Raw genomic sequence first — 25,744 nt, forward strand, 5'->3', positions numbered from 1 at the left:
CATGACACCCCAGCCCGAAGCCGAACCCGCCACCGACTGCCCGGAGCCCGGATCCCCCGCGTGGTGGCAGGCTCGCTACGCCGAACGCGACCGCCGCAGGCCCCGCCAGGGTGGGCTGACGCTCGACCGGATCACCGCGGGCGCGCTCGAACTGGCCGACCGTGAGGGCCTGGAGGCGCTCACGATGCGCCGGCTCGGCGACCACCTCCAGGTCCGCCACACCTCCCTGTACCGCCACGTCGCGAGCCGGGAAGAGCTGTTGATCGCGACCGTCGACCACATGCTGGGCGAGATCCGGCTGCCCTCGCTCGACGGGGACTGGCGGGCCGGTCTGGAACACGGGGCCCGGGAGTTCCGCCGGGTCCTCGCGGCGCACCCGGCGGTCGTCCCGTTGCTGACCACCGGTCAGTTGCTGGGTCCCAACGCCCTGCGGGCCCGTGAGCACGCCCTCGGCCAGCTCCTCGCCCACGGGTGGTCCCCGCGGTCGGCCGTCCACGTCTACCTCACGGTCACACACTTCGTGATCGGTGCCGCGGTCCTCGACTCCGGCGGCGCGGCGCGTACCGCCGGACAGCGAGCCGCGATGGCCGACCTGTTCGCCTCCCTTTCCCCGCGCACCCACCCGGTGGTCCACCGCCACGCCGAGCTGCTCAACTCACTCGACTCCGAGGCCGAGTTCGAGTTCGGCCTGCGGACACTGCTGCACGGGCTGAGTCACCTGCACGCCGAGGAGGCCTCCGCATGACCGGCGGGCGCGTCCTGCCGCCGCTGCGCCGCTGGACCGAGGGCGGCAGTACCGTGCGGATCGGCGGTCACTCGGTCTTCGTACGCCAGGACGGGCCCGCGCACGGCGCGCCCGTCACCCTCGTCCACGGCTTCCCGACCTCCTCCCACGACTGGGCGGCCGTGGTCCCGGCCCTCGTCGCGGCCGGACTCCGGATCACCACGCTGGACCTGCTCGGCTTCGGGGAGAGCGACAAGCCCCGGCGCCACCGCTACTCGGTGCTCGACCAGGCCTCTCTCGTCGAGGAGGTCTGGCGCCGGTACGGGATCGGCAGCACCGCCCTGGTCGCGCACGACTACGGGGTGAGCGTCGGCCAGGAACTGCTGGCCCGCGACCCGGCCCGGATCACGCGCATGGCCTGGCTGAACGGCGGGCTCTATCCCGATCTGCACCGCCCCGTGCCGATCCAGCGTCTGCTGCACGGCCCGCTGGGTCCGCTGCTCGCGCCCCTCACCACGGAGCGGCGGTTCGCCGCGACCCTGCGCGGGGTGCTGGGACGGCCGGTCCACGACGAGGACGTGCGCGACCTGTGGGCGGCGGCGTCCCGCGCCGGCGGCCACCGCCTCGCCCCGAGACTGCTGCGGTACATCGACGAGCGCCGCCGGCACGCCGCGCGCTGGACCTCGGCCCTGGAGGGCCGGTCCGGGCCCACGCTGTTCGTGTGGGGGCCTGCCGACCCGATCAGCGGCGCGCACGTACTCGCCCGGATCCAGGCGCGCATGCCGCAGGCCCACGTCGTGGAGCTCGCCGGACCTCCGGCCGTCGGACACTACCCGCAACTGGAGGATCCGGAGGCGGTCGCGGCAGCGCTCACCGGGTTCCTGGCCCCCTGAGGCGACCCGCAAGGCCTCCGCGCGCATGCCCGGGTGACCGGCGGACGGAGGCCGGCGCTCGGCGTCAGCGGCGCCGGTCGGGGTCGTCGAAGCGCAGTACGGTGTCGACGCCCCGGCGCAGGGCGCGCGCCATGGGCGGTGGGGCGTAGGAGAGGCGGAACAGGAACGGTTCGGTCTCGCCCGGGTGGCGCGGGACGAGGGCGGAAAGCCGCTTGCGCAGGCTGTGCAGGGTGGCGGTTTCCGTTGCGTCGAGTCCGCGTCACCGGCGGCGGCCGTGCACGTCCGGCATGCCGCGCGCTGCCGACCCCTTCCTGGGCGAGGGTGAACGCGCTGGCGGCGCCCACGGAGAGACCGGCCACGGCGATCGTCCTGCCGGTGAGGCGGTCCTGTTCGGCCGCTGTGATCTTGTACTGGTTGCGGGACAGGCGCAGCTCGCGGTACTCCGGCTCGGGCAGGACGTGCGCCAGCCGGCGTGACCACGGGCACCAGACCCAGGTCCCGTACTCCAGGGGCGGCTGCCCGTCGAGATGCCCTCCCCGCGGTTCCGAGTTCTTCGGCACTCGGACGCCAGGCGGGGCGGCGGGCGATGAGCAGCTCCGCCAACTGTTCGGTCAGGGTGTCCCGCACAGCCGTCGCCTCACCGCGGGCCAGTATCCCGGTCAGTTCCGACCGTTGACCGGGGTCGCCCGCGGCGAACAGCCGCGGGCGCCAGGGGCTCGCGCCGTCGGCCTCCCGGACGGCGGAGTCGATGTGCGCTTCGCTTCCAGACTCATCGTGCACCTTCGGCTGTGAAGTCCTGGTGGACGGGGTCGTCGAAACCGACCGTACCGAGGAGTACGCGGCCGCCGCCTGCTGTTACCTCATTCGGTGTCGTCCCGGGCGAGTTCGAGCGCCACTTCTTGGAGGACCTGCTCGGTGGGCCGTTCCGGGTCCATCTCGTCGTAGGCGTCGGCCACCGACTCGAAGGCGAGGATGAATCCGCTGATCAGTGCGCTCAGGGGCTCGGAGAGCTGGCTCAGCACCGACAGCCCGGCCTCCTCGGGTCCCGCGGATGCCGGAACGACGAACTGGTCGGGGATCACCTCGCCGAGGAGGTCGGACACGAATCCCTCCTCGGCGCCGCCGCGCAGGGCTGTGAGGGCGGCGATGGCTTTGAGCTTGATCTCGTTCTCGGTCACGGTTCGAGCGTAGGAGCAAGGCGGCCGGGAGGCCGCCCGACCCACGGTTCGGACCGCGGAGACGGGAGAGTTTGGAGGGGCCCGAACGGGTTAGACGCAGTGGAGGAAGAGGTTCCAAACGATGGGAGTGGCATCGTGTCGGGCGAAAAGAAGATGCAGGCCAAGACGGAAAAGGCGAAGGGCAAGGCCAAAGAGGCCGTGGGCCGCACCGTCGGCAACGAGAGCCTCACCGCGAAGGGTCGTGCGGAGCAGGCCAAGGGCGACGCCCGCGCGGCCAAGGAGAAGATCAAGGACACCTTGGAGGACTAGCGGGTGTGGCAGGCGGGTGCGCAAGCCCGCTCCTCCCTCACGACGGCGCCCCCGGGAACGATTCCCGGGGGCGGCCTCGTCACGCGGGGGGCGACATGACCAGCGCCGGGCCGGCCGTCACGGGCCCGCCCACCGGTGATCACGAGCCCGTGTAACGGAGCACCACCGCGACACCGTCTTCGAGCGGCAGCTCTTCGTCCGGTACGGAGATGAGGTCGGCCTGGGTGCCGGCTGCCGCGCGGATCAAGGCCGCGCCGGGTGCGGGCTCCTCCCAGTAGTAGTGCAGGCCGAAGGCGCTCAGCTCCTCGCCCGTCAGAGCCAGGTGGACGGGAGCGGCGCCGACCCACAGGTGCCGGTCGAGCCGTACCGGCCGGCTGAGGATCAGGGTCTGGGCCTGCCCGCGTTGGAGGGCGGCCACCGTAGCGGCAAGTCCTTCGACGTACTCCGGGTGGCGGGCGCGCTGCGCGAGGAAGGTGTCCACCTGATGCCTGTCGCGATCGCGGAGCCTGCCGTCGAGCAGGATGGCGAGCTCCTCCTCCAGGAGGGCCCGGCCGGTCTCGCGTCGGCGGTGCTGGCCGTCCTTGAGCTTCACGAGCGCGCCGTGAAGCCGGCTCGGTGCGGCCCTCATGAGGCTGTTGACGGCCCACGGGTCCCCGGCCAGCACGACCATCTCGGTACCCGCCTCGCCCATCCCGGTCACCAGTTGCCCGACGAGCCGCTCGACCTCCTGGGGCCAGCCGTCCACCGGTATCCGTCGGTGGGAGTGGGCTCCCGGCGCGACACGGCTCGTCGGCCACCGGCCGCTCTCGCAGTCGATCTCCAGCTCCTCGTCCGGGCCGCCGTGCCCGGCGGTGTGCTCGGGGACGTGCACGCGGTGCAGGATGACCACCGCGTACGGGATGTCCGGGGTGTGCTGAAGAGCGAGCGACAGCGTGTCGGGCAGCATGCCGTACAGAGCCGACTCACGGGCCGGGGGCTCCGGGAGGCACTCGGCGAGGACGAGCCGCCCGTGGGCGGCGAAGACGGCCTGGCCGTGCCGTCCGGCCACCTCACGGCCCGTGCCGACGGCGCCGGCGAGCGCGTCGACCGTGGCCTGGTCGGCGTCGTGGGCCAGCAGGCTCTTGCGGAGGTCGTGCCATCGCAGTTCCACGGCCCGGTCGGCGTCGTCCAGGTCACGGGATGTGTCGAGGTACACCGAGGCGATGGGGCCGGGACGGGCGTAGAGCGGATCGAGGAACTGCAGCTTCACGGCTTCCTCCCGCGGAGAAGGAGTGCGCGTCGGCGCACCGGCCGCCTGCGCTACAGCGACGGCGGCCGCGGGCTCCCGGGTGCCGGTTCGGCGTCCGGGGCGGGGTTCGGTGCGGGTCGCGGGGCCTGCGGATCACCGGGCCGCGGATGCGTGGGAGGCGCCGGGCTGGGCTCCGACGGATCACGCGGGTGGGGATGCGTGGGCGGGCCGGTCTTCTGATGCCTCATGCTGCGCCCCTACCCCCGTCGGGGAGCCGTAGACCTGCGGGAGCCGGAACGCGCCCGCTCAGACCGTGTCCCGGGGAGTGGACCGTACTTCGAAGCCGAACAATTCCTCCGGCGTGCCCGTCACCTCGCGGACCTCGACGGCGCGGACCTCGGCCGCCGCAGGCCCCGTACGCGCCCACCGCACCATCGCCGCGACGGCGTCCTCGCCCCCTTCGAACAATGCTTCGACGCCGCCGTCGGGCAGGTTCCGTACCCACCCCGACACACCGTGCGCCAGCGCCTCACGGCGGCACGTGTCCCGGAAGAACACCCCTTGCACGATCCCCGACACGATCACGCGCTTGCGTACCATGCTCCGACCATAGGCCGCTCGCGTCCGTTTCCGGGCGCGGGCCAGGGTCGTGTCACAGGTGTGTCGGGAACACCCGACGGGAGGCCGGGTGGGCCAAGGTGGGGACATGGTGCATGTATTGGGCAGCAGGATTCTGCTGCGTCCCACGGATCCCGAGCGCTCACGCGCCTTCTACGGCGACACCTTGGAGCTGGCCGTCTACCGCGAGTTCGGCACCGGCCCCGAGCGGGGCACCGTCTACTTCCTGGGCGGCGGGTTCCTCGAGGTGTCGGGACGCGCCGAGGCACCGCCCGCGCCCGGGATGCAGCTGTGGCTCCAAGTCGCGTGCGTGCAGGCGGCGTACGAGGAACTGAGCAGCCGGGGTGCCGAGGTGCTGCGGCCTCCACGGCGCGAGCCCTGGGGCCTGATCGAGATGTGGATCGCCGACCCCGACGGCGTGCGCATCGCCGTCGTGGAGGTGCCGGCGGACCACCCGCTGCGCTTTCGCCCCTGATCCGCCAATCCGGCACGGTGCCGCCGTCATCACGCGGCGGCCCCGAGAGGGTGCGCCGGGTAACCACCGGCCCCCTACCCGGGGAACGACACCCCGGTCAGCTCCTCCGACAGCCGCCACAGGCGGCGGGCCCGTGCGTCGTCCTGGGCCTGGGGGCTCAGGACGGCCGGGCCGGGGTGCCCCCGCAGTTCGCCGCGGCCCTGCGGGCCCGTGTAGCTGCCGCCGGGCAGGAGCTGGGTGGCGGCGTACAGGATGGGCAGGGCGCCCATGGCATCGGACTGGGCCATGAACCGGTTGGTGACCTTCATGATCGCCCGCTGGAGCCGGCTGCCGCTGCCGCCCTGGAGGTTCGTCGCCGCGTACCCGGGGTGGGCGGCATGCGCCGTGACGGGTGAGCCCGCTTCGGTGAGGCGGCGCTGGAGTTCGCGGATGAAGAGCAGGTCGGCCAGCTTCGACTGCTGGTACGCGCGCCAGGGACCGTAGTTCCGATGGGAGTTGATGTCGTCGAAGTCGATGTCGACGCCCTTCCTGCGGTGGGCGTTGGAGGCGACGGAGACGACACGGCCGGTGATCCGCGGCAGCAGCAGGTTGGTGAGCGCGAAAGGGCCCAGGTGATTGGTGCCCAGCTGCATCTCGAAACCGTCGGCCGTGCGGCGCTCCGGGATGGCCATGACCCCGGCGTTGTTGATCAAGGTGTCGAGCGGCCCGTCCCACTGCGCGGCGAAGGCCCGGACGGAGGCGAGGTCGGCCAGATCGAGCCTGCGGACCTCGGCGTTCCTGCCGCAGCCGGCCGCCACGGCGTCGCCCCGGGCAGTGTCCCGGACCGCGAGTACGACGCGGGCGCCCACCCGTCCGAGCTCGCGGGCCGTGACGGCTCCCAGGCCGCTGCTGGCGCCCGTCACCACGATCGTGCGGCCCGTGAGGTCCGGCAGGTCGGCCGCCGTCCAAGCCGCGGGGTACGCGCTCATGGTCCCCAGTATCCCGGCGCGGCGGCGATGTGCGCGCCCGAGTGGAGTGCGGCGCGCTCAGCCCGGATGATGGGAGAGGGCGAGGTGAGCCGATGAGGTGAGCTCCATGACCATGCAGTTCTCCTACCCGCCGGTCACCGTGACGGCCAGACTGGACGCGCCGCTCTCGCGCTGGCTGTGGCTGGTCAAGTGGATCCTGGCCATTCCGCACTACATCGTGCTGGCCTTCCTCTGGATCGCTTTCGTCGTGGTCGGCCTGATCGCGTTCTTCGCCATCCTCTTCACCGAGCGTTACCCCCGCGCCCTCTTCGACTTCAACCTCGGGGTGCTGCGCTGGTCCTGGCGGGTCTCGTACTACGCGCACGCCGTGCTGGGCACCGACCGGTACCCGCCGTTCAGCCTCGGCCCCGAGCCCGACTATCCGGCCCGCCTGGACATCGCCTACCCCGAGCGGCTCTCGCGGGGCCTGGTCCTGATCAAGTGGTGGCTGCTCGCCATCCCGCAGTACTTCGTGATCGCCATCTTCACCGGGACGGCGCAAAGGGGCTGTTGGGGCGGTGGCCTGATCGGCCTGCTCGCACTGTTCGCGGTCGTCGCGCTGGCCTTCACCCGGAAGTACCCCCGCGATCTGTTCGACCTGCTGATCGGACTCAACCGGTGGGTGCTCCGCGTCACGGCGTACGCCGCGCTGATGACGGACCAGTACCCCCCGCTCCGTCTCGACATGGGCGGCGACGAGCACCTGGCCGCCGCAGTGCACGACTGAAGCGCCGCACAGACAGGATCCGACCGTGTCCGCACCCCCGCTCGACGCCACCGCGGTGCTCTCCCTCATCGAGGACGCCGTCACCGCACCGTCCATGCACAATGCCCAGCCGTGGAAATTCGTCCTGCGGCCCCACGACCGGAGGATCGAGCTGCACGGTGACCCCGAACGTGCCATGCCGCACACCGACCCGGATCTGCGGGCCCTCCATCTCGGCTGCGCCGCGGCTCTGTTCAACCTCCGGGTGGCCGCGGCGGACAGCGGCTGGGAGACGGCCGTCACGCTCCTGCCCGACAACGACAGACCGTGGCACCTGGCGGATGCCGTGCTGCGGGAGACAACGGCCACGGACCCCGCCCTCATGTCCCTGTACCCCTCTGTTCGGCGCCGCCACACCAGCCGCTTCCCCTTCACCGAGGAGGAGATCCCGCCCGCCGTACAGGACGGCCTGTGCGCGGCGGCCCTCCTCGAAGGGGCGCGGCTCGTCCTCCCCGACGCCTGGCACACCGAAGCCGTACTGGAGCTCGTACACGACTCCGAACACCGCGAGGCGATGGACCCGGCGGCACGGGAGGAAACCGCTCGGTGGACCCATACGGACGCGGCGCCCGACGGGCCGCGTGACGCGGGCATCCCCGGGTACGCGTTCGGCCCCCGCCAGTCGGGATCCCGTGCGCCGGTACGGGACTTCGGCAGCTGGCGCCCGGTTCCGGGGCGCGAGTCGGCCGCCTTCGAGCAGAACCCCCGCATCGCGCTGCTCGGTACGTCGGACGACACTCCGGCGGACTGGCTGCGAGCGGGCCAGGCGCTGCAACGCGTCCTCCTCCGGGCGACGGCGGACGGGCTCGTCGCCTCGATGACCTCGCAGCCCCTCGAATGGCCCGAACTGCGCTGGGCCGTCCGCGACCCGATAGCGCCGATGGGCCACGTCCACATGGTGCTGCGCCTCGGCTACGGCCCCCAGGGCCCCGCCACGCCGCGACGCGCGGCGGCCGACGTGCTCGACGTTCGGTAGACGCACCGAAGCGGTCTCAGCGGCGTGGGGCGGGGAGCGCCAGGGAGAACCAGACGGCCTTGCCCTCGGCCGTCGGGAGGGTGCCCCAGGACGCGGCGAGGGAGTCGACGAGGAGCAGACCGCGGCCGGATTCGGCCTCGGGGGCGGCGAACCGGGCCTGGGGCAGGATGGGGCTGCCGTCGCAGACCTCGACGCTCAGCTCCCGGCCGGCTTGACGCAGTCGGAGGCGGACGGGCCCGCGGCTGTACCTCACCGCGTTGGAGAGCAGCTCGGAGGCGAGCAGGCAGGCGGTGTCGCGGAGCTGCTCGTCGTCCTTGCCCCACGACGCGAGGGTGGAGCGCAGGAAGCGTCGTCCCTCGCCGACGCTGCTCGGGTCGGCGGCCAGGACCACGGTCTGCGCCGTCACCGGGGTGTCGGGGATGCGGGCGAGCAGCAGGGTGACGTCGTCGGGGTTGTCATCGGCGTCCGGCAGCAGTTCGGCCAGCAGTTGGTCGGCGGCGGCCTCCAGGCCGTCGGCCGTCGCGAGGGCCTTCTCCAGCGCCGCGGCGAGCCCGTCCACCTGACCTTCGATGTCGCTCCCCGGAGTTTCCACCAGCCCGTCGGTGTAGAGCGCGAGCACGGAGCCGGGTTCGACCGTGTGACGGCTTTCGTGGTGGGGCACCTCGCCCACGCCGAGCGGCACGCTCACCTCGGCCGGCAGTCGGCTCACCTCCCCGCTCGCCGCGACCAGCAGGACCGGCAGGTGCCCGGCCGAGCAGACCGTGATTTCGGCGGCGTCGGCGTCGACGACCAGGTAGCAGCAGGTGACGAACTGGTCCGGGAGTTCACTGACCACGGCGTCGAGGGCGCGCATGAGCTGCCAGGGCGGCATCCCGGTCTTGGCCAGGGCGTGGGAGGCGGATCTGAGCTGTCCCATGACCGCTGCGGCGTCGAGGCCGCGTCCCATCACATCGCCGATCATGATGCCGACCCGGCCGCCGCCCAGGGGGATCAGGTCGAACCAGTCGCCGCCCACTCCGGCGCCCTGCCGGGCCGGGAAGTAGCGGCTCGCCGTCGGCATCCCCGGCACGTCCGGCGGCGACCCCATGAGGCTCCGCTGGAGGGTGAGGGCCACGTGGCGCTGCTGTTCGTAGAGCCGGGCGAGCATCTCCTCGGCGGCCTTGCGTTCCGTGACGTCGCGGATGGCCGCGGAGACGAGGGTGCCGTCCGGCGTCTCCAAGGGGCTGAGGCTGATCTCGACGGGGAACTCGCGCCCGTCGCGGCACAGTCCGTGCAGCTCCAGCCCCGCACCCATGGGCCGGACCTGACGGTTGACGAAGTAGCCGTGCCGGAAGTCGGCGTGGTGTCCCCGGAACCGCTGCGGGACGAGGACTTCGACCGGCCGCCCCAGCAGGTCCTCGCGAACGTACCCGAAGAGCGCCTCCGTCTGGGCGTTGACGAGCTGGATGATGCCGCGCTCGTCGACGATCACCATCGCGTCGGGCGCCGCCTCCAGCAGCGCCCGGAAGCGCTCCTCGGCGGCCCTGCGTTCGCTGACGTCCCGCACGGCCGCCGATATCAGCAGTCCCTCGGGGGTCTCCAGGGGGCTGAGGCTGATCTCCACGGGGAACTCGCGCCCGTCGCGGCACAGTCCGTACAGCTCCAGGCCCGCGCCCATGGGGCGGACCTGGCGGCTCGCCGCGTATCCGAGCCGGTGGGCCGGATGGTGACCGCGGAACCGCTCGGGCACCAGCACGTCGATGGGGCGCCCCAGGAGTTCCTCCCGGGGGTAGCCGAACAAAGCCTCCGTCTGTGCGTTCACGAGCCGGATCACCCCGGCGTCGTCCACGATCACCACCGCGTCCGGTGCCGCTTCCAGCAGAGCCCGGAACAGCTCTTCGGTCGTCGCTGTCACGCTGCGCCTCGCACTCGTCGAATCCCGCAGAAGCAGAAGAGGACATCCGACCACGTGGCCGAAAATCGCACCCCCGATTGACAGGCATGCGCAGGCAATTGACCAGTTCTGTTCGGCGCAGTCGCCGTCTCTGCACGACATCCGCGGTACGCGGCGGCCTCGCCGGTGTGACACCGGCGAGGCCGTGATCCCGCTCAAGGCACCGGCGGGGCCGGGACGCCGTACGTCAGAGGGCGCTCTTCGTCGCGCTCGCGACGACGCACTCCTTGAACTCGCTGCCGTCGCCCTTCCCGGTGTAGGCCGTCGTGGCCTCGGCCTGCTGGGACGCACCCGCCTTGACCTTCAGCGCGGTCACGTTGGCCTGGGCCAGGTCCGCGGTCGAGGTGGCGCCCCCGCGGAACTTCATGGTGATGTTGTAGGTGTAGTCCACCGAACCGCTGTTGGTGACGGTGAGCCGGGCGACCATCTTCTTGCTCGCGGCGTCCATCTTGCAGTTGTCTATCTTGATGTCGCGCTCGGCCTTGTCCTTGCTGCTGGAACCGCCGCTGACGGTGCCGCTGCCGCTGGTGCTGCTGTTGCTGTCGTGGCTGCCACCGCTGGAGTTGCTGTGGCTCGAGCCGTGGCTGCCGCCGCAGCTCCCGCCGTGGGAGCCACGGGCTCCGGTGAGTGCGACGACCGCGATTCCGAACACGGCAATGGCACGGACATGGCGAAGCTTCACGTTCAACCCCGTTGAAATATCAGTGACTGAGACAGCCCGTCTTGACGGGCGCACGTCACCCTAACAGCGGTATCGGACAATTTTGTCCGAGTGCCACCGCGGGGCGGACTTCACCCCGCCGGCCAGGCGAACGGGCCGCCCACCAGGTGGCATCGGAGCAGCACGGGCCGAGCAGTCCCAGGTGCGGGGGAGCGGGTGCGCGGGGGCCGTCGGCGCATTGTTCGGGGAATGTACGGGTGGCGGCGCGTCCACCGGAAGGCCGGATCGGCGCGGTTAGCATCGACGGTGTTCACCGTACGTGAGAGGCAGTGATGACGGAGTCCAGGGGCCTCGTGCTGATCGTCGAGGACGAGCGCCACATCTCCGATGTGCAAAGGCTCTACTTGGCGCGCGAGGGATTCGGTGTCCACGTCGAGGCCGACGGGACGGCCGGGCTCGCGGCCGCGCGGCGGATGCGCCCGGTGGCGATCGTGCTGGACATCGGCCTTCCGGGCATGGACGGTATCGCCTTCTGCCGCGCCCTGCGCGACGCCGGCGACTGGACGCCGGTACTGCTGGTCACCGCGCGCGGTGAGGAGGCCGACCGGATCCTCGGCCTCGAACTGGGCGCCGACGACTACCTGACCAAGCCGTTCTCACCGCGCGAGCTGGTCGCCCGGGTCAAGACCGTACTGCGCCGGGCGGCGGGGCCTCCCGGCCGGCCGCCCGAGAGCGTCGGCCGGCTCAGCGTGGACCCGGTCAGCCGCACCGTGCGCTGCGACGGTCAGCCGGTCGAGCTCACCGCCACCGAGTTCAATCTGCTCGCACACCTGCTCCAGCACGTGGGGCAGGTCTTCACCCGTGAGCAGTTGCTCGCCCAGGTGTGGGGGTACCCGGGCTACCGCGACACCCGGATGGTCGACGTCTTCGTCTCGCAGCTGCGCGCCAAGCTCGGCGACGCGAGCCCGATCCGTACGGTCCGCGGCGTCGGGTACAGCGCGACGGCTCCCCGCACGTGAACCTCCCCCGTTCCGGCCCCCGCCGTGGCTCCCTGGCACGCAACATCGTGGTGCTGACCACCGTGGTGGCGGCGCTCGCCGTGGCGCTGACCGGGCTGGTCGCCTGGCAGACCGCCGCGCACGGCGCGGAGCAGCGCGAACGCGACCAGCTGACGCGTCAGGCCACGGTCCTCAGCCGCCTGCCGGCCTTGTCCGAAGCGCTCTTCAACGGCGCCCAGGTACTGGCGGGGCCGAACGGTGTGCAGCTCGCGGTCATCGCCCCGGACGGCACGGTGAGCGGAACCGCCACCCCGGCCGTCGACCGGACCTCGAAGTCGGCTCTCCTGTCGGGGGAACCGGTGTCCGCCGACGGCATCCTGGGCGGCCAGGACGTGCTGCTGGTGGGACAGCCCGGCGTGCGCGGCGGGGCGGTGGTGCTGACCGAGCCGTACACGGTCGTCACCCGGAACACGAACCAGATCCGTCGCAACGTGATCGCGCCGCTGATCGTCGGCATGCTCGGCGCGGCACTGGCCGGAGCGCTCCTGGCCCGCCGCATCGCGCGTCCGCTCGTGAAGGCCGCGCAGATCTCGCACCGGCTCGCCGCCGGCGAACGCGGCGTACCGGCCCCGGTAGACGGCCCCCGGGAGACCGCGGACATCGGGCGCGCCCTCAACGTCCTGGACGAGGCGCTGGCGCGCAGCGAGAACCGGCAGCGGGAGTTCCTGCTCTCCGTCTCCCACGACTTGCGCACGCCGCTGACCGCACTGCAGGGGTACGCGGAGGCGCTTGCCGACGGCCTGATCGAGCCGGACCGGCTGGCCGAGGTCGGGGGCATCCTGGCCGACGAGACCCGCCGCCTGGACCGGTTCCTGGGAGACCTGCTGGACCTGGCCCGGCTGGAGGCGGACGACTTCCGCCTCGACGTTGCCCCGTCCGACCTCTGCGCGGTGGTCGCCGAGGCCGCCGCCTTCTGGACCGGCCTCTGCGCACTCCACGGTGTCGATCTCCGGCTGGAGGAGCCGGGGCGGCCCGTCATCGTCGAAACGGACGCCTTCCGGGTCCGGCAGCTGATCGACGGCCTGGTGCAGAATGCCCTGCGGGTCACGCCCCAGGGCGCACCCCTGGTCCTCGCCGTTCGCGCGGCCGCGGGCGGCGGCGGGGCCGAGCTGCAGGTCCGCGACGGCGGACCCGGCCTCACCGACGACGACGTGCGCGTCGCCTTCGACCACGGTGCCCTCCACGAGCGTTACCGGGACACCCGCCCGGTCGGCAGCGGCCTGGGGCTGGCCATCGCCCACCGTCTGACCGGCCGCCTCGGTGGCGCCATCCGCGTCGACGGGCACGGCCCGGAAGGCGGCGCCTGCTTCACCGTCGCCCTGCCGCCGGCACCCGACGCCGCTTGAGGACGCGCGGGCCCTATGGGGTGTCTGACGGGCCCTCGTCCGGCCGGCGCGCCTTCACCCGTACATTCCCCGAACAATGTGCCCACAGCCGCCTTACACGCGCCGCGCACAGTGAGCCCCATGAACACTCAATCGGCCGAGGGGCGCGGGCTCCTCCACCGCAGCGGGCACTGGTGCGCCCGGCATGCCTGGCGGGTCGTGGCCCTGTGGGTGCTGCTCCTGATCGGCCTCGGGCTGGCCAACCACATGTGGGGCGGCACCTTCGCGGACAGCTTCTCCCTGCCCGGTACCCGTACCCAGACCGGTGCCGACCTGCTCACGGCCCACACGAGCGGTTCCGGTGGCACGGCCGCCCCCATCGTGATCACCTCCGACCAGGGTTCGCTCACCGGGCACCGGGCCGCGATCGATTCGGCCGTCGGCAACCTGAGCCGCCTGCCGAACGTCCTGTCGGTGGCCGACCCGCTCACCACACCCGGCGCGGTCTCCGCGAACGGCGACATCGCCCAGGTGACCGTCCGCTTCAGCGGCAACCCGGCGACCTTCGACCCGTCCTACCTCGCCGAGGTCGACACCGCCGTCGAGCCGCTGCGCGCCGACCGGGTCACCGTCGAGTACGGGGCCCCGCTGGGGCAGCTGGCCACGCCCAAGTCCGCCGACCGCACCTCGGAGGCCATCGGTCTGGCCGTCGCCGTGCTCGTGCTGCTGATCGGCTTCGGCAGCGTCGCCGCCACCGGGCTGCCGCTGCTGACGGCCGTGACCGGCCTGGCCGTCAGCCTGGCCGGTCTCGGACTGCTCGCCGGACGGTTCGGCTTCGCCCAGGCGTCCCCGACCCTGGCCGCGATTATGGGCCTCGGCGTCGGCATCGACTACGCGCTCTTCCTGGCCACCCGCTACCGGGCCCTGCTGCACTCGGGAACGGAACCCGCCGAGGCGGTCGGGCGTACGGTCGCCACCAGCGGCCGTGCCGTGCTGGTCGCCGCGGCCACGGTCGCCATGGCCCTGGGCGGGCTCTGCGTCTGCGGCGTGAGCTTCATCGGCACCCTGGGCGTCGCGGCCGGGCTCAGTGTCGTCGTGGCCGCTGCCGCGTCCGTGACGCTGACTCCCGCACTGCTGGGTCTGCTCGGCCGCCGGATCGACCGCCTCCACGTGCGTACGCCGGTCGCCGAACCCACCGGCGAGTCGGACGTCTGGCACCGCTGGGCCGTCAAGGTCAGCCGGCGCCCCTGGCTCTTCCTGGCGAGTGGCCTGCTCCTGCTCGGAGCCCTCTCGATCCCCGTCGCGTCCATGCAGCTCGGCCACGTCGACGCCGGAGCACAGCCCACCAGCCGGACCGACCGCCGCGCCTACGACCTGATCACCGAGGGCTTCGGCCCCGGAGCCAACGGCACCGTCACCGTCGTCGCCCACCTCGACAGCCGGCAGGTCGCCGACCAGAGCGAGCGCCAAGCCCTCGCCGCCTCGCTCCAGCAGGCGCTGGCCGCCGTACCGGGCGTCGCCTCCGTGACACCCCCGGCCCCCAGCCCCGACCGTGCCCTGCTCATCACCACGGTCACTCCCACCACCGGCCCGCAGGAACGGGCCACCACCGACCTGATCCACACCTTGCAGAACGACACGGTGCCGCACACGCTGTCGGGCACCGGCGCCACCGGCTACGTCACCGGCACCGCCGCCGCCACCCAGACCTTCACCGACACGCTCACCACCCAACTACCCCTGATCATCGCAGTGGTGGTCGCAGCCGCATTCCTGCTGCTGCTCAGCGTCTTCCGCAGCCCGCTGATCGCGCTCAAGGCCGCCGTGCTCAATCTGTTCTCCATCACCGCCGCCTACGGCGTGGTCGTCGCGGTCTTCCAATGGGGCTGGGGCGGCACGCTGTTCGGCGTCACCGAGAAGGTGCCCGTCGAGTCCTACGTGCCGATGATGATGTTCGCGATCGTCTTCGGACTCTCCATGGACTACGAGGTCTTCCTGCTCTCCCGGATCCGAGAGACGTGGCTGCACGGCAAGGACAACCACCTGGCCGTCGCCACCGGCCTCGCCGCGACGGCCCGCGTCATCACCTGCGCGGCGCTGATCATGACCAGCGTCTTCCTGGCGTTCCTGCTCTCCACGAACGTCGCCGTCAAAATGCTCGCCCTCGGCCTCGGGGTCAGCGTCATCATCGACGCCACCGTGGTCCGGCTGCTCCTGGTGCCCGCGTGCATGTACCTCTTCGGGCGGGCCAACTGGTGGCTCCCCGGCTGGCTCGACCGGCTCCTGCCGCATCTCGACCCGGAAGGGCCCGCCGCCGCGCCCAGCTCCCCGCCCGCCTCCCCGCCCGCCCCCGCCCTCGCGCCCTCCCGGGGAGAGCGCCGATGAAGCAGCGCGTGACGAAGATCCGGGCAGCCATGCGCCGCCACCTCGTCCTCACGGTCACGGCCGCCGTGCTCCTGGTGGCCGTCGTCGCCACGGGCGCGGCCGAGTACACGGCCCGCAACATGATCCGTAACCACGTCGCGAAAGCGGCACCCGGCCTCGGCGACAACGTCGCGGTCAGCGCGTCCGGCGACTGGGTCCTGTGGGACCTGGCTCAGGAGAGCATCCCCCGGCTCGACATCAGCAGCGACGACGCCCGCCTCGGACCGCTCTCCCAAGTCTGCGTACGCGCACGGCTCGACGACGTCCGCCTCGGCGAGAGGACCACGGTCGGCAGCAGCCACGCCCAGGTGACCGCCTCCACGCAGTCCATCGCCACCGCGATCCGGACCGCCGTACCGTCCGTACCGGTGACCACGGTCACCACGGACCCGGCGAACGGTACAGTCCTCGCCGCCGTGGGCCCGGGCGGCGCCGGACAGCTGACACTGCGTCCCGTACTCGCGGACGGGAGGGTCACGCTCGCCGTGGACGGGCTCACCGTGTTCGGCCGCTCGGTCCCGGCCGGCCGGTTCGGGATGGGCAACGGCGGTCTCGGAGCGGGGACGGGTGGGCTGAAGCAATACCCGCTCGGGCTCAAGGCCACGTCCGTACACGTCCGGCCGGACGGCCTGCACGTCACCCTGACGGGCGGCCCCAGCACCCTGGCCGGCGCTTGACGTCCGCACTCCGCTTCCCGGCCCGTCCGGAAGTGCGAAGTCTTCAACCGGATGCTGCAATGACCGAGGAGGATCTCGCGATTCAGCAGGCCAGGCTCCTCGCCTGAAACGGACGGCCAGAACCGAGACGGGACACATCCCATGACGGCATCGGATCCGCGCCCCTCGGGGCCTGCCGAAGGGACACAGCCCGAAGAGGCGGACCGGCTGCGTGCACTGCTGCGCAGTCCCGGATACCTCAAGGCGCTCGTGTTCTGCGCCCTCATGGGCATTCCGGTGTCGCTGGTGGCGTTCTGGTTCCTGGTCTCCCTCCACGAACTGGAGCACCTGATGTGGGCCGGTCTGCCGGAGGCCCTGGGCTGGGACGCCCCGCCATGGTGGTGGCCGCTGCCGCTGCTGCTCGTCGCCGGCGTCGGCGTCGGGCTCGTGGTCACCCATCTGCCCGGCGCCGGCGGCCACATCCCCGCCGGGGGACTGCACACGGGCGGCAGCCCGGCGAGAGCACTGCCCGGCGTGATCCTCGCCGCCCTGATCAGCCTTCCCCTCGGCGCCACGCTCGGCCCGGAAGCCCCGTTGATCGCCCTCGGCGGCGGCTTGGCGCTGCTCTTCAGAGATCTGGCGCGGGTACCTGCGACGGCCCAGAGCACGGCGCTCCTCGGCGCGGCGGGAGCGGCGGCGGCGGTCGCGGTGATCTTCGGAAGCCCGTTGGTCGCGGGGGTGCTGCTCATCGAGGTGGCCGGGGTGGGCGGACCACAGCTGTTCGCGGTCATGCTGCCCGCGCTCCTGTCGAGCGGGGTGGGCTCCCTCGTGTTCACCGGCTTCGGCCGCTGGACCGGTCTCGATGCGCCCAGCCTCGCCGTGAAGGTGGGCGTGCCCACTCCGCATCTCGATGCCGGGGACGTGCTCTGGACGATCCCGATGGCCGTCCTCATCGGCGCCCTCTTGCATCTGATCATGCGAGGAGGGCGGCTGACCGCGCAGTTCGTCGCGAAGCGTCCCGTCGCCCGTACGACCCTGTGCGCCCTGGCAGCGGGCGTCTGCTCCGCCGTGTACGCGCTCACCACCGGCCTGTCGCCCGCTGACGTGTCGTCTTCCGGACAGGGGACGCTGAGCCGGATGGCCGCCGATCCGCATGCCTGGAGCGTCGGGGCCCTGATCGCCCTGGTGCTCTGCACGAGCGTCGCCTACGCCCTGTGCCTCGGCAGCCTGCGAGGCGGCCCCGTGTTCCCGTCGCTGTTCCTGGGCTGTGCGCTCGGTGTGCTCCTCGCGCCCCTGCCGGGCCTGGGGGTCGTACCGGGAATGGCCGCGGGCATGGCGGCCGCGACGACCAGTGCCTTGCGGCTGCCGGTCAGCAGCATCGTGCTCGTCGTCCTGGTGCTCGGCAGCGTCGCCATGACGCCCGTGGTGATCCTGGCTGCCGTCGTTGGCTTCGTGACGACCCAGTTGCTGCCGCCCGAACCAGCCGTTCCGTCCGTGGGCAAGACCGCGGAACCGCCGGCCGCCCGGGCCCTCGCCCACGGCGCGTCGGGCTCCGCCTGAGGCCACCGCCGCAGCCCCTCGTATGCGCACGGTCGCCGAGGTGCGCCGCGGACGGTGCGCGCCGAGAGTGGAAGCACCCGGCCCGCACCGGACGGGCCGGCCGCACCGCACCGCACCGCACCGCATCGAGGAGGCCGTATGCCGCGTCACCACGTGCCCGCAGCCGTGGTGCTCGTGACGGGCGTGGCGGGGTCGGGGAAGTCCACGGTGGCCCGGCTGATGGCCGACCGGCTCGGCTGGGCGCAGGAGGACGCCGACGACTTCCACACTCCGGCGAACCGGGCCAGGATGGCGGCCGGCGAGCCCCTGACCGACGAGGACAGACGCCCGTGGCTGGCCGACGTCGCGGCATGGATCGACCGGCGGATAGCGGCGCGTGAACCGGCCGTCGTCGCCGTCTCCGCGCTCAAACGGGCCTATCGGGACCAACTGGCCCAGGGGCGGCCCGAAGTACGTCTGGTCTATCTGCACGGTTCACGACAGCTCATCCGCTCCCGGCTGATGTCCAGGCACGGCCACTTCTTCCCCGCACGGCTGCTGGACAGCCAGTTCGCCGATCTCCAGGAGCCGGAGCCGGACGAGCACGCCTGCGTGGTGGACATCGACCAGCCCCCGGAGGCCGTCGTCGAAGCCGTCCTCGCCCTGCTCGGCACCGGCGCCGGCGCGGCGCCCTCCCCCGCCGCACCGACCGAGGAGCCGCACATGCCCCCCACAGCAACGGGAGAACAATGGCGGCTGCGCCACGCCGCGCACGAGGCGGTGGTGGTCGAGCTGGGCGGCGCGCTGCGCCACTACGAGGTGGGCGGGCGGGCACTGCTCGACGGGTTCGCCGCCGACGAGCGGATCACCGGCGGACGGGGACAGCTCCTCGTGCCCTGGCCGAACCGGGTGGCCGGCGGGCGGTACCACTTCGGTGGCGAGGACCTGCAACTCCCGCTGACCGAACCGGAGAACGGCAATGCGATCCACGGGCTCCTGAGGTGGGTACCGTGGCGGCTGCTCGGCCGCAGCGACGACGCGGTCACGGTGGGCACCACCCTCTTCCCGCAGCCCGGATACCCGTACCGGCTGGAGGTCTCCGCCGAGTACCGGCTGGGCCAGGAGGGGCTTGAGACCACTGTCACCACCACCAACGTGGGGGACGCCGCCGCGCCCTACGGCGTGGGCCAGCACCCCTATCTGACCGTGGGCACCGGCCTGGTGGACACCGCGCTGCTGACCGTGCCGGCCCGCTCCAGGCTGGTCACCGACGAACACGGCCTGCCGACCGGCGAGGAACCGGTCGAGGGCACGGCGTACGACTTCCGCACCGCCCGGCCCATCGGCGAGGAGCGACTGGACACCGCGTACACGGGGCTCGACCGCGACCCCGCGGGCCGCTGCGCGGTCCGGCTGGCGCACCCTTCGGGGAGGTACGGCATCGACGTACGGCTCATCGAGGGCGTCCGGTACGTGCAGGTGTACACCGGGGACACGCTGCCGGAGCCCGGGCGGCGCCGGCGCGGTGTCGCCATCGAACCGATGTCCTGCCCGGCCGACGCGTTGCGCAGCGGCACGGCGCTCACCGTCCTGGAACCGGGCGGCAGCCACGTATTGCGCTGGGGCCTGGCTCCGTGGGGGTCCTGGTGACCGCGGCGGCCGGGCCGTCGACGCCGCGGCCCATGACCGGTGATGCCTTCCGCGCGTTGTACGAGGAGCTGCGCGACATGTGCCCGCGCGCCCCCGACGACCGGCGCGGCACACTCGGCCACCTGACGCCCGAGCGCGTGGTGGCCGCCACCGCCGAGGTCCGCTCCGGACTCACGGTGTCCCTCGCCGCGCCCATCGAAACCCTGTCCGGCCCGGACAATCCCGAACCCGCACGTCACGGGATGATCGCGCCCGCCGCCGGTGAGGCCGTCGCCGACGGGCTGTACTTCGCGCGCGACCGGTTCGCGATGAACGTGCACGGGGACGCGGACAGTCACCTCGACGCGCTGTGCCACGTGCTCTTCGACGGGGAGCTCTACAACGGCGTGCCGGCGAGCAGCGTGACGCCCGACGGCGCCCGCGCGCTCTGCGTCGAGACCGTCCGGGACGGCATCGTCGGCCGTGGCGTGCTCCTGGACGTTCCGCGGCTGCGGGGCGTGCCCTGGCTGGAGCCCGGGGATCACGTGACCGCCGACGATCTGACCGGGGCGGAGGCGGCCCAAGGCGTCCGGGTAGGGCCGGGCGACATGCTTTTCGTACGAGTGGGGCATCGCTTGCGGCGCCTGGAGCACGGGGCGTGGGACGCCGCGCGGGCCCGGGCCGGCCTTCATCCCACGGCCGTGCGGTTCCTCGCCGAGCGGCAGGTCGCCGTGCTGGGCGCGGACGGCAACCACGACACCGCCCCCAGCGCGGTGGCCGGGATCGACTTTCCCGTGCACGTACTGGCGATGCACGCCATGGGACTGCACCTGATGGACTACCTGCAGTTCGAGGACTTGACGCAGGCGTGCACACGCGCGGGCCGGTGGTCCTTCCTGTGCGTGGTCGCGCCGCTGCGGCTCCCGTCGGCCACCGGCTCGCCCGTGAACCCGATCGCCGTTCTGTGACGGCCGCGCGCGGGAGCCCCGTCCGGTCGCCGCACGCGGAAACGGAAGATACGTTCGAAGAGGTGGGGTGGCTGCCGTGTCGCGGCAGCGCACAGAGAGAGGGCCCGGTGACAGGGCGGGGCCCACGAGCCCAAGGACGGTGGTCGCCGTGGGCGACTCCCCGCACTACGACGTAGTCATCATCGGTTCGGGCGCCGGCGGCGGTACGCTCGCCCACCGGCTCGCCCCGTCCGGTAAACGGGTACTCATCCTCGAACGCGGCGACTACCTCCCCCGCGAGCGGGACAACTGGGACTCCACCGCCGTGTTCGTGAAGGGCAAGTACCGTGCCCCGGAGTTCTGGCTGGACAAGCACGGCGACGAGTTCCCGCCCGAGGTCAACTACTACGTCGGGGGAAACACCAAGTTCTACGGGGCCGCCCTCTTCCGGCTGCGGCCCGAGGACTTCGGCGAGCTCCGCCACCACGACGGGCTGTCGCCCGCCTGGCCGATCAGGTACGAGGACCTGGAGCCCTACTACACCGAGGCCGAGCACCTCTACAAGGTTCACGGACGCCACGGAGAGGACCCCTGGGAAGGGCCGTACAGCGACCAGTACGCCTACCCGCCGGTCGAACACGAGCCGCGCATCCAGCAGTTGAGCGACGACCTGGAGAAGCGGGGCCTGCACCCGTTCCACCTTCCCATCGGCGTCGACCTGCGACAGGACGAGAACGGGCGGGCGACCAACTCCAGCGTCTGCATCCGCTGTGACCGTGTGGACGGCTTCCCCTGCCTGGTACGCGCCAAGTCGGACGCCCAGGTGATCTGCGTGGAGCCCGCGCTACAGAACCCGAACGTGGAGATGATCACCAACGCCCGGGTGGTCCGGCTGGAGACCGACCCGGCCGGACGGAGCGTCAGCACGGTCGTGACCCGGGGCGAGGACGGCGTCGAGGCCTCCTACTCCGCGGACATCGTGGTCGTCGCCTGCGGGGCGGTCAACTCGGCGGCGCTGCTCCTGGCCTCGGCAAACGACCGCCACCCCCGCGGGCTGGCGAACAGCTCCGACGTGGTCGGCCGCCACTACATGCGCCACAACAACCTTGCCCTGATGGCCATTTCGAAGGAACCCAACGACACCAAGTTCCAAAAGACCCTGGCCCTGCACGACTGGTACCTCGGCGCCGACGACTGGGACTACCCGCTGGGCGGCATCCAGATGCTCGGCAAGTCGGACGCCGACCAGATCCACGGCGAGGCGCCCCGCTGGGCGGGCGCGGTGACCCCCGACATGCCCTTCGAAGTCATGGCCCACCACGCGGTCGACTTCTGGCTGTGCGGCGAGGACCTCCCCCTCCCCGACAACCGGGTCACCGTCGACGGCGACGGCGCCATCCGTCTCGTGCTCGACGAGAAGAACAACATCGAGGGGCTGAAACGCCTGCGGCACAAGCTCCAGGGCATGCTCAGCCATCTGGGGATGCACGAGCAGCACCTCTTGTCGCGCAGCATCTACCTCCACAAGGGCATGCCGATCGGCGCCACGGCCCACCAGGCCGGAACCGTGCGGTTCGGCGACGACCCTGCCGCATCCGCGCTGGACGTGAACTGCAAGGCCCACGACCTCGACAACCTGTACGTGGTCGACACGAGCTTCTTCCCGAGCATCGGTGCGGTCAATCCGTCCCTCACGGCGATCGCGAACGCCCTGCGGGTGGGCGACCACCTCGTGCAACGGCTGGGCTGACCGCATCGCTTGCTCCGACCGGGGGTGGCTGCTCGGCCGCGTGGCCCAAGACCACCTCGCCCGGGCTGCCGATGCGCGAAGAGGGTGCTTCCGTGGCGTTCGGAGCCTGCCGGGCCGCGGTCCGGCGGACCGGATCCGGACCGGATCCCGACCGGGCAGTCGAGGAGGCAGTCGATCGTGAGTTCCACCGAGGGTGTACCGCAGGGCGTGTTCCCCGCTCACCTGCTCAAGGGCCAGAAGGCGCTGGTCACCGGCGCCAACAGCGGAATCGGCAAGGCGACGGCCATCGGCCTGGGCCGGGCCGGCGCCGATGTGGTCGTGAACTACGTGGCCGGCAAGGAAGAGGCCGAGAAGGTGGTCGCGGAGATCGCCTCGTTCGGCGTACGCGCCGCCGCGTACGAGGCGGACGTGTCCCAGGAGGACCAGGTCGTGGCCATGATGGACCGGATGGTCCAGGAGTTCGGCACGATCGACATCCTGGTCGCCAACGCCGGGCTGCAGCGCGATGCCCCGTTCGAGGAGATGACGCTCGCCCAGTGGCAGAAGGTGCTGGACGTCAACCTCACGGGCCAGTTCCTCTGCGCGCGGGAAGCGACGAAGGAGTTCCTGCGGCGCGGCGTCGTCCCCGAGGTGTCGCGGGCGGCCGGAAAGATCATCTGCATGAGCTCCGTCCACCAGATCATTCCCTGGGCGGGTCACGCCAACTACGCCTCCTCCAAGGGGGGCGTGCACATGCTGATGACGACCCTGGCCCAGGAACTCGCGCCCAAGAAGATCCGCGTGAACGCGATCGCTCCGGGAGCCATCAAGACTCCGATCAACCGCGACGCGTGGGAGACGGAGGCGGCTCGCGAGGATCTGCTCCGGCTGATCCCCTACGTGCGCATCGGCGACCCCGAGGACATCGCCCACGCGGCGGTGGCCCTCGCCTCCGACCTCATGGACTACGTCGTGGGCACCACGCTCTACGTGGACGGCGGGATGACCCTCTTCCCCGGTTTCGCCACCGGCGGCTGACCCCCGCCCGACCAGTCATCCTGAGCAGCGAAGGAACGTATGCACACCACGGTCCATCTGCTGGCGGCAGACGCACCCGCCCAAATGCTGCCGGCCAGGGAGCTCATGGCGTTCACCCTCGCCTCCCACATCATCCTGGTGCCGATGGGAGTGGCACTGCCGCTCATCACCCTCGTCATGCACTACCGCGGCCTGCGCAGGAACGACGCCACGGCCCTGCTGCTGGCCCGGCGCTGGTCGGCCGTGATGGCGGTGCAGTTCGCGATCGGCGTCGTCACCGGCACCGTACTGTCCTTCGAGTTCGGCCTGCTCTGGCCGGGACTGATGGGCCGGTGGGGCGATGTCTTCGGAGTCGGGTTCGGCGTCGAGGCCTGGGCGTTCTTCCTCGAAGCGGTGCTCATCGCCATCTACCTGTACGGCTGGCGCAGGCTGGGGCCACGCACCCACTTCCTGCTCGGGCTGCCGCTGCCGGCCACCGCGCTGCTCGGGGCCTTCGGCATCCTGGCCGCCAACTCGTGGATGAACACCCCACAGGGCTTCTCGCTCGACTCCGAGGGCAACCCGGTCGACGTGGACGTCTGGAAGGCCATCTTCACCCCGATGTTCGGGCCCCAGTACTGGCACTTCGTGGTGGCGATGCTGGTGACGGCGGGCTACGTCGTGGCAGGCGTGTACGCCGTCGGATGGCTGCGCGGCCGCCGGGACCGCTACCACCGGCTCGGTTTCACGGTCCCCTTCACCATCGCCGCGGTGGCCACTCCGGTGCAGTTCATGCTGGGCGACTCGATCGCCCGGCAGGTGTTCCACAAGCAGCCGGTGAAGTTCGCGGCGATGGAGATCGTCTGGGACACCGACAGCCACGTCCCGGAGTACCTGTTCGGCCGGCTCCACCCGGACGGTTCGATCTCCGGCGGCATCAAGGTCCCCCAACTCGACTCCATCCTGGCCGGGTTCCACCCGGACACCGTGGTGACGGGGCTGACCTCCGTCCCGGAGAGCGACCGGCCGAACGCCACTCAGGCCACGATCGCCCACTGGGCCTTCGACATCATGGTCCTGATCGGATCCGCGCTCGTGCTCCTCGCCCTCTGGTACGGCCTGATCTGGCTGCGCCATCGCCGGCTGCCCCGCTCGAAGTGGTTCTACCTCGGCGCCGCCTGCGCCGGCGCCGCCTCGCTCGTCGCCGTCGAATGCGGCTGGATCACGACCGAGGTGGGCCGCCAGCCATGGATCGTCTACCAGAACATGCGCGTCGCCGAGGCCGTGACCTCGACCCGCTCCACCACCCTCTGGATCATGTTCGGCCTGGTGATCTTGGTGTACCTGTTCATCTTCGGGTCGTTCCTCGCCATCCTGATGAAGATGCGTGACCGCTGGCGCCTGGCCGACAAAGAGGCAGGTGGGCCGCCCGTCGAGGCACCGGAGTCGGTCACCCCCTACGGTCCGCGCCCGCCGGTCCCGGCCGGCGACGCCCGGTCCTCGCAGGACGGCGGCTCCACCGGCTCCGGGGGCGGTGGAACGTGATGGCCGACCTGGTCGCTTTCGTGATGCTGCTCGCCGTGGCCGCATACGCCTGCGCCGGCGGGACCGACTACGGGGCGGGCTTCTGGGACCTGACGGCCGGCGGAGCCGAGCGCGGCAAGCGCCCCCGATGGCTGATCGACCACGCCATGGCTCCCGTGTGGGAGGTCAACAACGTCTGGCTGATCTTCGTCCTCGTCCTCATGTGGACCGGGTTCCCCGTGATGTTCCAGACCGTGTTCACCGCGATGTGGCTCCCCCTGGCGCTGGCGGTCCTGGGCACGGTCCTGCGCGGCGCCGGATTCGCCCTGCGCAAACCCTCCCGCCGGCTGTCCCGGCGGCGCCTCTACGGCGCCGTGTTCGCCATCGCCTCCCTGCTCACCCCGTTCTTCCTCGGGGCGGCCGTCGGCGGCATCGCCTCCGGCCGGGTCTCGCCCGGTACCGAAGCCTCGGCGGACGCGTGGGCCAACCCCACGTCCCTCCTGTTCGGGCTGCTCACAGTCGCCGCGACCGCGCTCCTCGGCGCCGTGTTCCTGACCGCGGACGCCGTACGCTTCGACGCGCCCGACCTCGTCGGCTACTTCCGGCTCCGCGCCCTCATCGGTCTCGTCGCGGTCGCCCTGACGGCCGTGGGCGTGCTCCTCGTGACCCACGGCGACGCGCCCCACGTCTGGCACGGGCTCACCCACGGTGCGGGGCTCGCCCTCGCGATCGTGTCCGCGGTGTTCTTCGCCGCCACGGCGCTGTTCGTGCTGCGGGGCGAGGTCCACCGGGCCCGTTTCAGCGCCGTCGGCATCGTCGGGGCGGCCGTCTTCGCCTGGGGGTTCGCCCAGCGCCCCTACCTCATCCCCACGTCCCTGACCGTGGCGGACGCCGCGGGTGATTCCCAGACCCTGGCCTGGCTGGCGGTGGTCAGCCTCGTCGCACTGCTGCTCGTCGCCCCGGCCGTCTTCCTCCTCTACTGGATGGACACCCACGGCGAGCTGGAAGCCCTCACCGGGTCCGACCTGCGGCGGACCCGCCCCTCGGGCGGTGACGCGGCCGACGGCGACTGACCTCGCGGGGCCGCGCCGGCCCGGTCGCCGCAGCCACTGTCCACCGGCCGGGGCC

General features: G+C 71.9%; 23 protein-coding genes. 17 read left to right on the plus strand and 6 right to left on the minus strand.

Annotated features, from left to right (window positions below; genetic code table 11):
• Position 1 precedes the first annotated feature (1 nt).
• A complete protein-coding gene (locus tag ACFYOB_RS01040) occupies positions 2-745 on the plus strand; it encodes a TetR/AcrR family transcriptional regulator (protein WP_388552661.1) in 744 nt (247 codons plus the stop codon).
• Positions 742-1,617, plus strand: coding sequence for an alpha/beta fold hydrolase (locus ACFYOB_RS01045; RefSeq protein ID WP_388552664.1), 876 nt, complete (start codon positions 742-744; stop codon positions 1,615-1,617). Before ACFYOB_RS01040 ends, ACFYOB_RS01045 begins: the two co-directional genes overlap by 4 nt.
• Positions 1,618-2,477: 860 nt before the next feature.
• Here ACFYOB_RS01045 and ACFYOB_RS01050 read toward each other — a convergent pair.
• Positions 2,478-2,795: a hypothetical protein gene (locus ACFYOB_RS01050; protein ID WP_388552667.1), complete on the minus strand. Its 318-nt coding sequence runs from the start codon at positions 2,793-2,795 to the stop codon at positions 2,478-2,480.
• A gap of 153 nt (positions 2,796-2,948) precedes the next feature.
• Here ACFYOB_RS01050 and ACFYOB_RS01055 point away from each other — a divergent pair, with 153 nt between their 5' ends.
• Positions 2,949-3,104 (plus strand): CsbD family protein, encoded by a 156-nt coding sequence (locus ACFYOB_RS01055; RefSeq protein WP_388553979.1) that lies wholly within the window; start codon positions 2,949-2,951, stop codon positions 3,102-3,104.
• A gap of 139 nt (positions 3,105-3,243) precedes the next feature.
• Here ACFYOB_RS01055 and ACFYOB_RS01060 read toward each other — a convergent pair whose 3' ends face one another.
• Together ACFYOB_RS01060 and ACFYOB_RS01065 are read right to left on the minus strand one after the other, a co-directional pair.
• Positions 3,244-4,353, minus strand: a complete 1,110-nt coding sequence (locus tag ACFYOB_RS01060) for a hypothetical protein (protein WP_388552669.1) — start codon at positions 4,351-4,353, stop codon at positions 3,244-3,246.
• Positions 4,354-4,638: 285 nt separating this feature from the next.
• Positions 4,639-4,932, minus strand: a complete 294-nt coding sequence (locus ACFYOB_RS01065; RefSeq protein ID WP_388552672.1) for an acylphosphatase — start codon at positions 4,930-4,932, stop codon at positions 4,639-4,641.
• A gap of 106 nt (positions 4,933-5,038) precedes the next feature.
• On the opposite strand from ACFYOB_RS01065, the gene ACFYOB_RS01070 reads away from it, so the two are divergent.
• Positions 5,039-5,425, plus strand: coding sequence for a VOC family protein (locus ACFYOB_RS01070; protein WP_388552675.1), 387 nt, complete (start codon positions 5,039-5,041; stop codon positions 5,423-5,425).
• A 74-nt stretch (positions 5,426-5,499) separates the two neighbouring features.
• Here ACFYOB_RS01070 and ACFYOB_RS01075 read toward each other — a convergent pair whose 3' ends face one another.
• Positions 5,500-6,393 carry an oxidoreductase gene (locus ACFYOB_RS01075; RefSeq protein WP_388552678.1) on the minus strand — a complete coding sequence of 298 codons (894 nt, stop codon included), beginning with the start codon at positions 6,391-6,393 and terminating at the stop codon, positions 5,500-5,502.
• Positions 6,394-6,499: 106 nt separating this feature from the next.
• On the opposite strand from ACFYOB_RS01075, the gene ACFYOB_RS01080 reads away from it, so the two are divergent.
• Positions 6,500-7,159: a DUF4389 domain-containing protein gene (locus tag ACFYOB_RS01080; RefSeq protein WP_388552680.1), complete on the plus strand. Its 660-nt coding sequence runs from the start codon at positions 6,500-6,502 to the stop codon at positions 7,157-7,159.
• Positions 7,160-7,184: 25 nt separating this feature from the next.
• Positions 7,185-8,174 (plus strand): Acg family FMN-binding oxidoreductase, encoded by a 990-nt coding sequence (locus ACFYOB_RS01085; protein WP_388552683.1) that lies wholly within the window; start codon positions 7,185-7,187, stop codon positions 8,172-8,174.
• 16 nt (positions 8,175-8,190) lie between these two features.
• On the opposite strand, the gene ACFYOB_RS01090 is transcribed toward ACFYOB_RS01085, so the two are convergent.
• Positions 8,191-10,068, minus strand: coding sequence for a PAS domain S-box protein (locus tag ACFYOB_RS01090; RefSeq protein WP_388552686.1), 1,878 nt, complete (start codon positions 10,066-10,068; stop codon positions 8,191-8,193).
• 226 nt (positions 10,069-10,294) lie between these two features.
• Positions 10,295-10,789: a hypothetical protein gene (locus ACFYOB_RS01095; protein WP_388552689.1), complete on the minus strand. Its 495-nt coding sequence runs from the start codon at positions 10,787-10,789 to the stop codon at positions 10,295-10,297.
• Between the two features lie 311 nt (positions 10,790-11,100).
• Between ACFYOB_RS01095 and ACFYOB_RS01100 the strand changes: the two genes are divergently transcribed.
• The 11 genes from ACFYOB_RS01100 (at position 11,101) to ACFYOB_RS01150 (ending at position 25,689) form a co-directional block, all read left to right on the plus strand.
• Entirely contained in the window at positions 11,101-11,787 is a 687-nt protein-coding gene (locus ACFYOB_RS01100; RefSeq protein WP_328929559.1) for a response regulator transcription factor, read from the plus strand.
• Complete coding sequence (locus tag ACFYOB_RS01105; RefSeq protein WP_388552693.1) at positions 11,784-13,172, plus strand: ATP-binding protein; 1,389 nt, start codon at positions 11,784-11,786, stop codon at positions 13,170-13,172. Before ACFYOB_RS01100 ends, ACFYOB_RS01105 begins: the two co-directional genes overlap by 4 nt.
• 120 nt (positions 13,173-13,292) lie before the next feature.
• Positions 13,293-15,536 (plus strand): MMPL family transporter, encoded by a 2,244-nt coding sequence (locus ACFYOB_RS01110; protein ID WP_388552696.1) that lies wholly within the window; start codon positions 13,293-13,295, stop codon positions 15,534-15,536.
• Positions 15,533-16,252, plus strand: coding sequence for a DUF2993 domain-containing protein (locus ACFYOB_RS01115; protein WP_388552699.1), 720 nt, complete (start codon positions 15,533-15,535; stop codon positions 16,250-16,252). Before ACFYOB_RS01110 ends, ACFYOB_RS01115 begins: the two co-directional genes overlap by 4 nt.
• A gap of 141 nt (positions 16,253-16,393) precedes the next feature.
• Positions 16,394-17,791, plus strand: coding sequence for a chloride channel protein (locus ACFYOB_RS01120; RefSeq protein ID WP_388552702.1), 1,398 nt, complete (start codon positions 16,394-16,396; stop codon positions 17,789-17,791).
• A gap of 138 nt (positions 17,792-17,929) precedes the next feature.
• Complete coding sequence (locus tag ACFYOB_RS01125) at positions 17,930-19,420, plus strand: gluconokinase, GntK/IdnK-type (RefSeq protein ID WP_388552705.1); 1,491 nt, start codon at positions 17,930-17,932, stop codon at positions 19,418-19,420.
• Between the two features lie 32 nt (positions 19,421-19,452).
• Complete coding sequence (locus ACFYOB_RS01130) at positions 19,453-20,367, plus strand: cyclase family protein (RefSeq protein ID WP_388552708.1); 915 nt, start codon at positions 19,453-19,455, stop codon at positions 20,365-20,367.
• 148 nt (positions 20,368-20,515) lie between these two features.
• The gene (locus ACFYOB_RS01135) at positions 20,516-22,096 is read left to right on the plus strand and encodes a GMC oxidoreductase (RefSeq protein WP_388552711.1); all 1,581 of its coding nucleotides are present in this window, start codon (positions 20,516-20,518) and stop codon (positions 22,094-22,096) included.
• Positions 22,097-22,273: 177 nt separating this feature from the next.
• Positions 22,274-23,113, plus strand: coding sequence for an SDR family oxidoreductase (locus ACFYOB_RS01140; RefSeq protein ID WP_388552714.1), 840 nt, complete (start codon positions 22,274-22,276; stop codon positions 23,111-23,113).
• Between the two features lie 39 nt (positions 23,114-23,152).
• A complete protein-coding gene (locus ACFYOB_RS01145) occupies positions 23,153-24,637 on the plus strand; it encodes a cytochrome ubiquinol oxidase subunit I (protein ID WP_388552717.1) in 1,485 nt (494 codons plus the stop codon).
• The gene (locus tag ACFYOB_RS01150) at positions 24,637-25,689 is read left to right on the plus strand and encodes a cytochrome d ubiquinol oxidase subunit II (RefSeq protein WP_388552720.1); all 1,053 of its coding nucleotides are present in this window, start codon (positions 24,637-24,639) and stop codon (positions 25,687-25,689) included. Before ACFYOB_RS01145 ends, ACFYOB_RS01150 begins: the two co-directional genes overlap by 1 nt.
• Positions 25,690-25,744 lie beyond the last annotated feature (55 nt).

The sequence above is a fragment of the Streptomyces sp. NPDC006463 genome, from assembly GCF_042870715.1.
Taxonomy (GTDB): domain Bacteria; phylum Actinomycetota; class Actinomycetes; order Streptomycetales; family Streptomycetaceae; genus Streptomyces.

Bases quoted from the DNA above. Each gene is read 5' to 3' on its own strand.
- ACFYOB_RS01100 (WP_328929559.1), top strand. From the start codon at position 11,101: ATGACGGAGTCCAGGGGCCTCGTGCTGATCGTCGAGGACGAGCGCCAC.
- ACFYOB_RS01065 (WP_388552672.1), bottom strand. From the start codon at position 4,932: ATGGTACGCAAGCGCGTGATCGTGTCGGGGATCGTGCAAGGGGTGTTC.
- ACFYOB_RS01110 (WP_388552696.1), top strand. From the start codon at position 13,293: ATGAACACTCAATCGGCCGAGGGGCGCGGGCTCCTCCACCGCAGCGGG.
- ACFYOB_RS01115 (WP_388552699.1), top strand. From the start codon at position 15,533: ATGAAGCAGCGCGTGACGAAGATCCGGGCAGCCATGCGCCGCCACCTC.
- ACFYOB_RS01150 (WP_388552720.1), top strand. From the start codon at position 24,637: ATGGCCGACCTGGTCGCTTTCGTGATGCTGCTCGCCGTGGCCGCATAC.
- ACFYOB_RS01130 (WP_388552708.1), top strand. From the start codon at position 19,453: ATGACCGGTGATGCCTTCCGCGCGTTGTACGAGGAGCTGCGCGACATG.
- ACFYOB_RS01145 (WP_388552717.1), top strand. From the start codon at position 23,153: ATGCACACCACGGTCCATCTGCTGGCGGCAGACGCACCCGCCCAAATG.
- ACFYOB_RS01045 (WP_388552664.1), top strand. From the start codon at position 742: ATGACCGGCGGGCGCGTCCTGCCGCCGCTGCGCCGCTGGACCGAGGGC.
- ACFYOB_RS01075 (WP_388552678.1), bottom strand. From the start codon at position 6,393: ATGAGCGCGTACCCCGCGGCTTGGACGGCGGCCGACCTGCCGGACCTC.
- ACFYOB_RS01080 (WP_388552680.1), top strand. From the start codon at position 6,500: ATGACCATGCAGTTCTCCTACCCGCCGGTCACCGTGACGGCCAGACTG.
- ACFYOB_RS01120 (WP_388552702.1), top strand. From the start codon at position 16,394: ATGACGGCATCGGATCCGCGCCCCTCGGGGCCTGCCGAAGGGACACAG.
- ACFYOB_RS01125 (WP_388552705.1), top strand. From the start codon at position 17,930: ATGCCGCGTCACCACGTGCCCGCAGCCGTGGTGCTCGTGACGGGCGTG.
- ACFYOB_RS01040 (WP_388552661.1), top strand. From the start codon at position 2: ATGACACCCCAGCCCGAAGCCGAACCCGCCACCGACTGCCCGGAGCCC.
- ACFYOB_RS01070 (WP_388552675.1), top strand. From the start codon at position 5,039: ATGGTGCATGTATTGGGCAGCAGGATTCTGCTGCGTCCCACGGATCCC.
- ACFYOB_RS01055 (WP_388553979.1), top strand. From the start codon at position 2,949: ATGCAGGCCAAGACGGAAAAGGCGAAGGGCAAGGCCAAAGAGGCCGTG.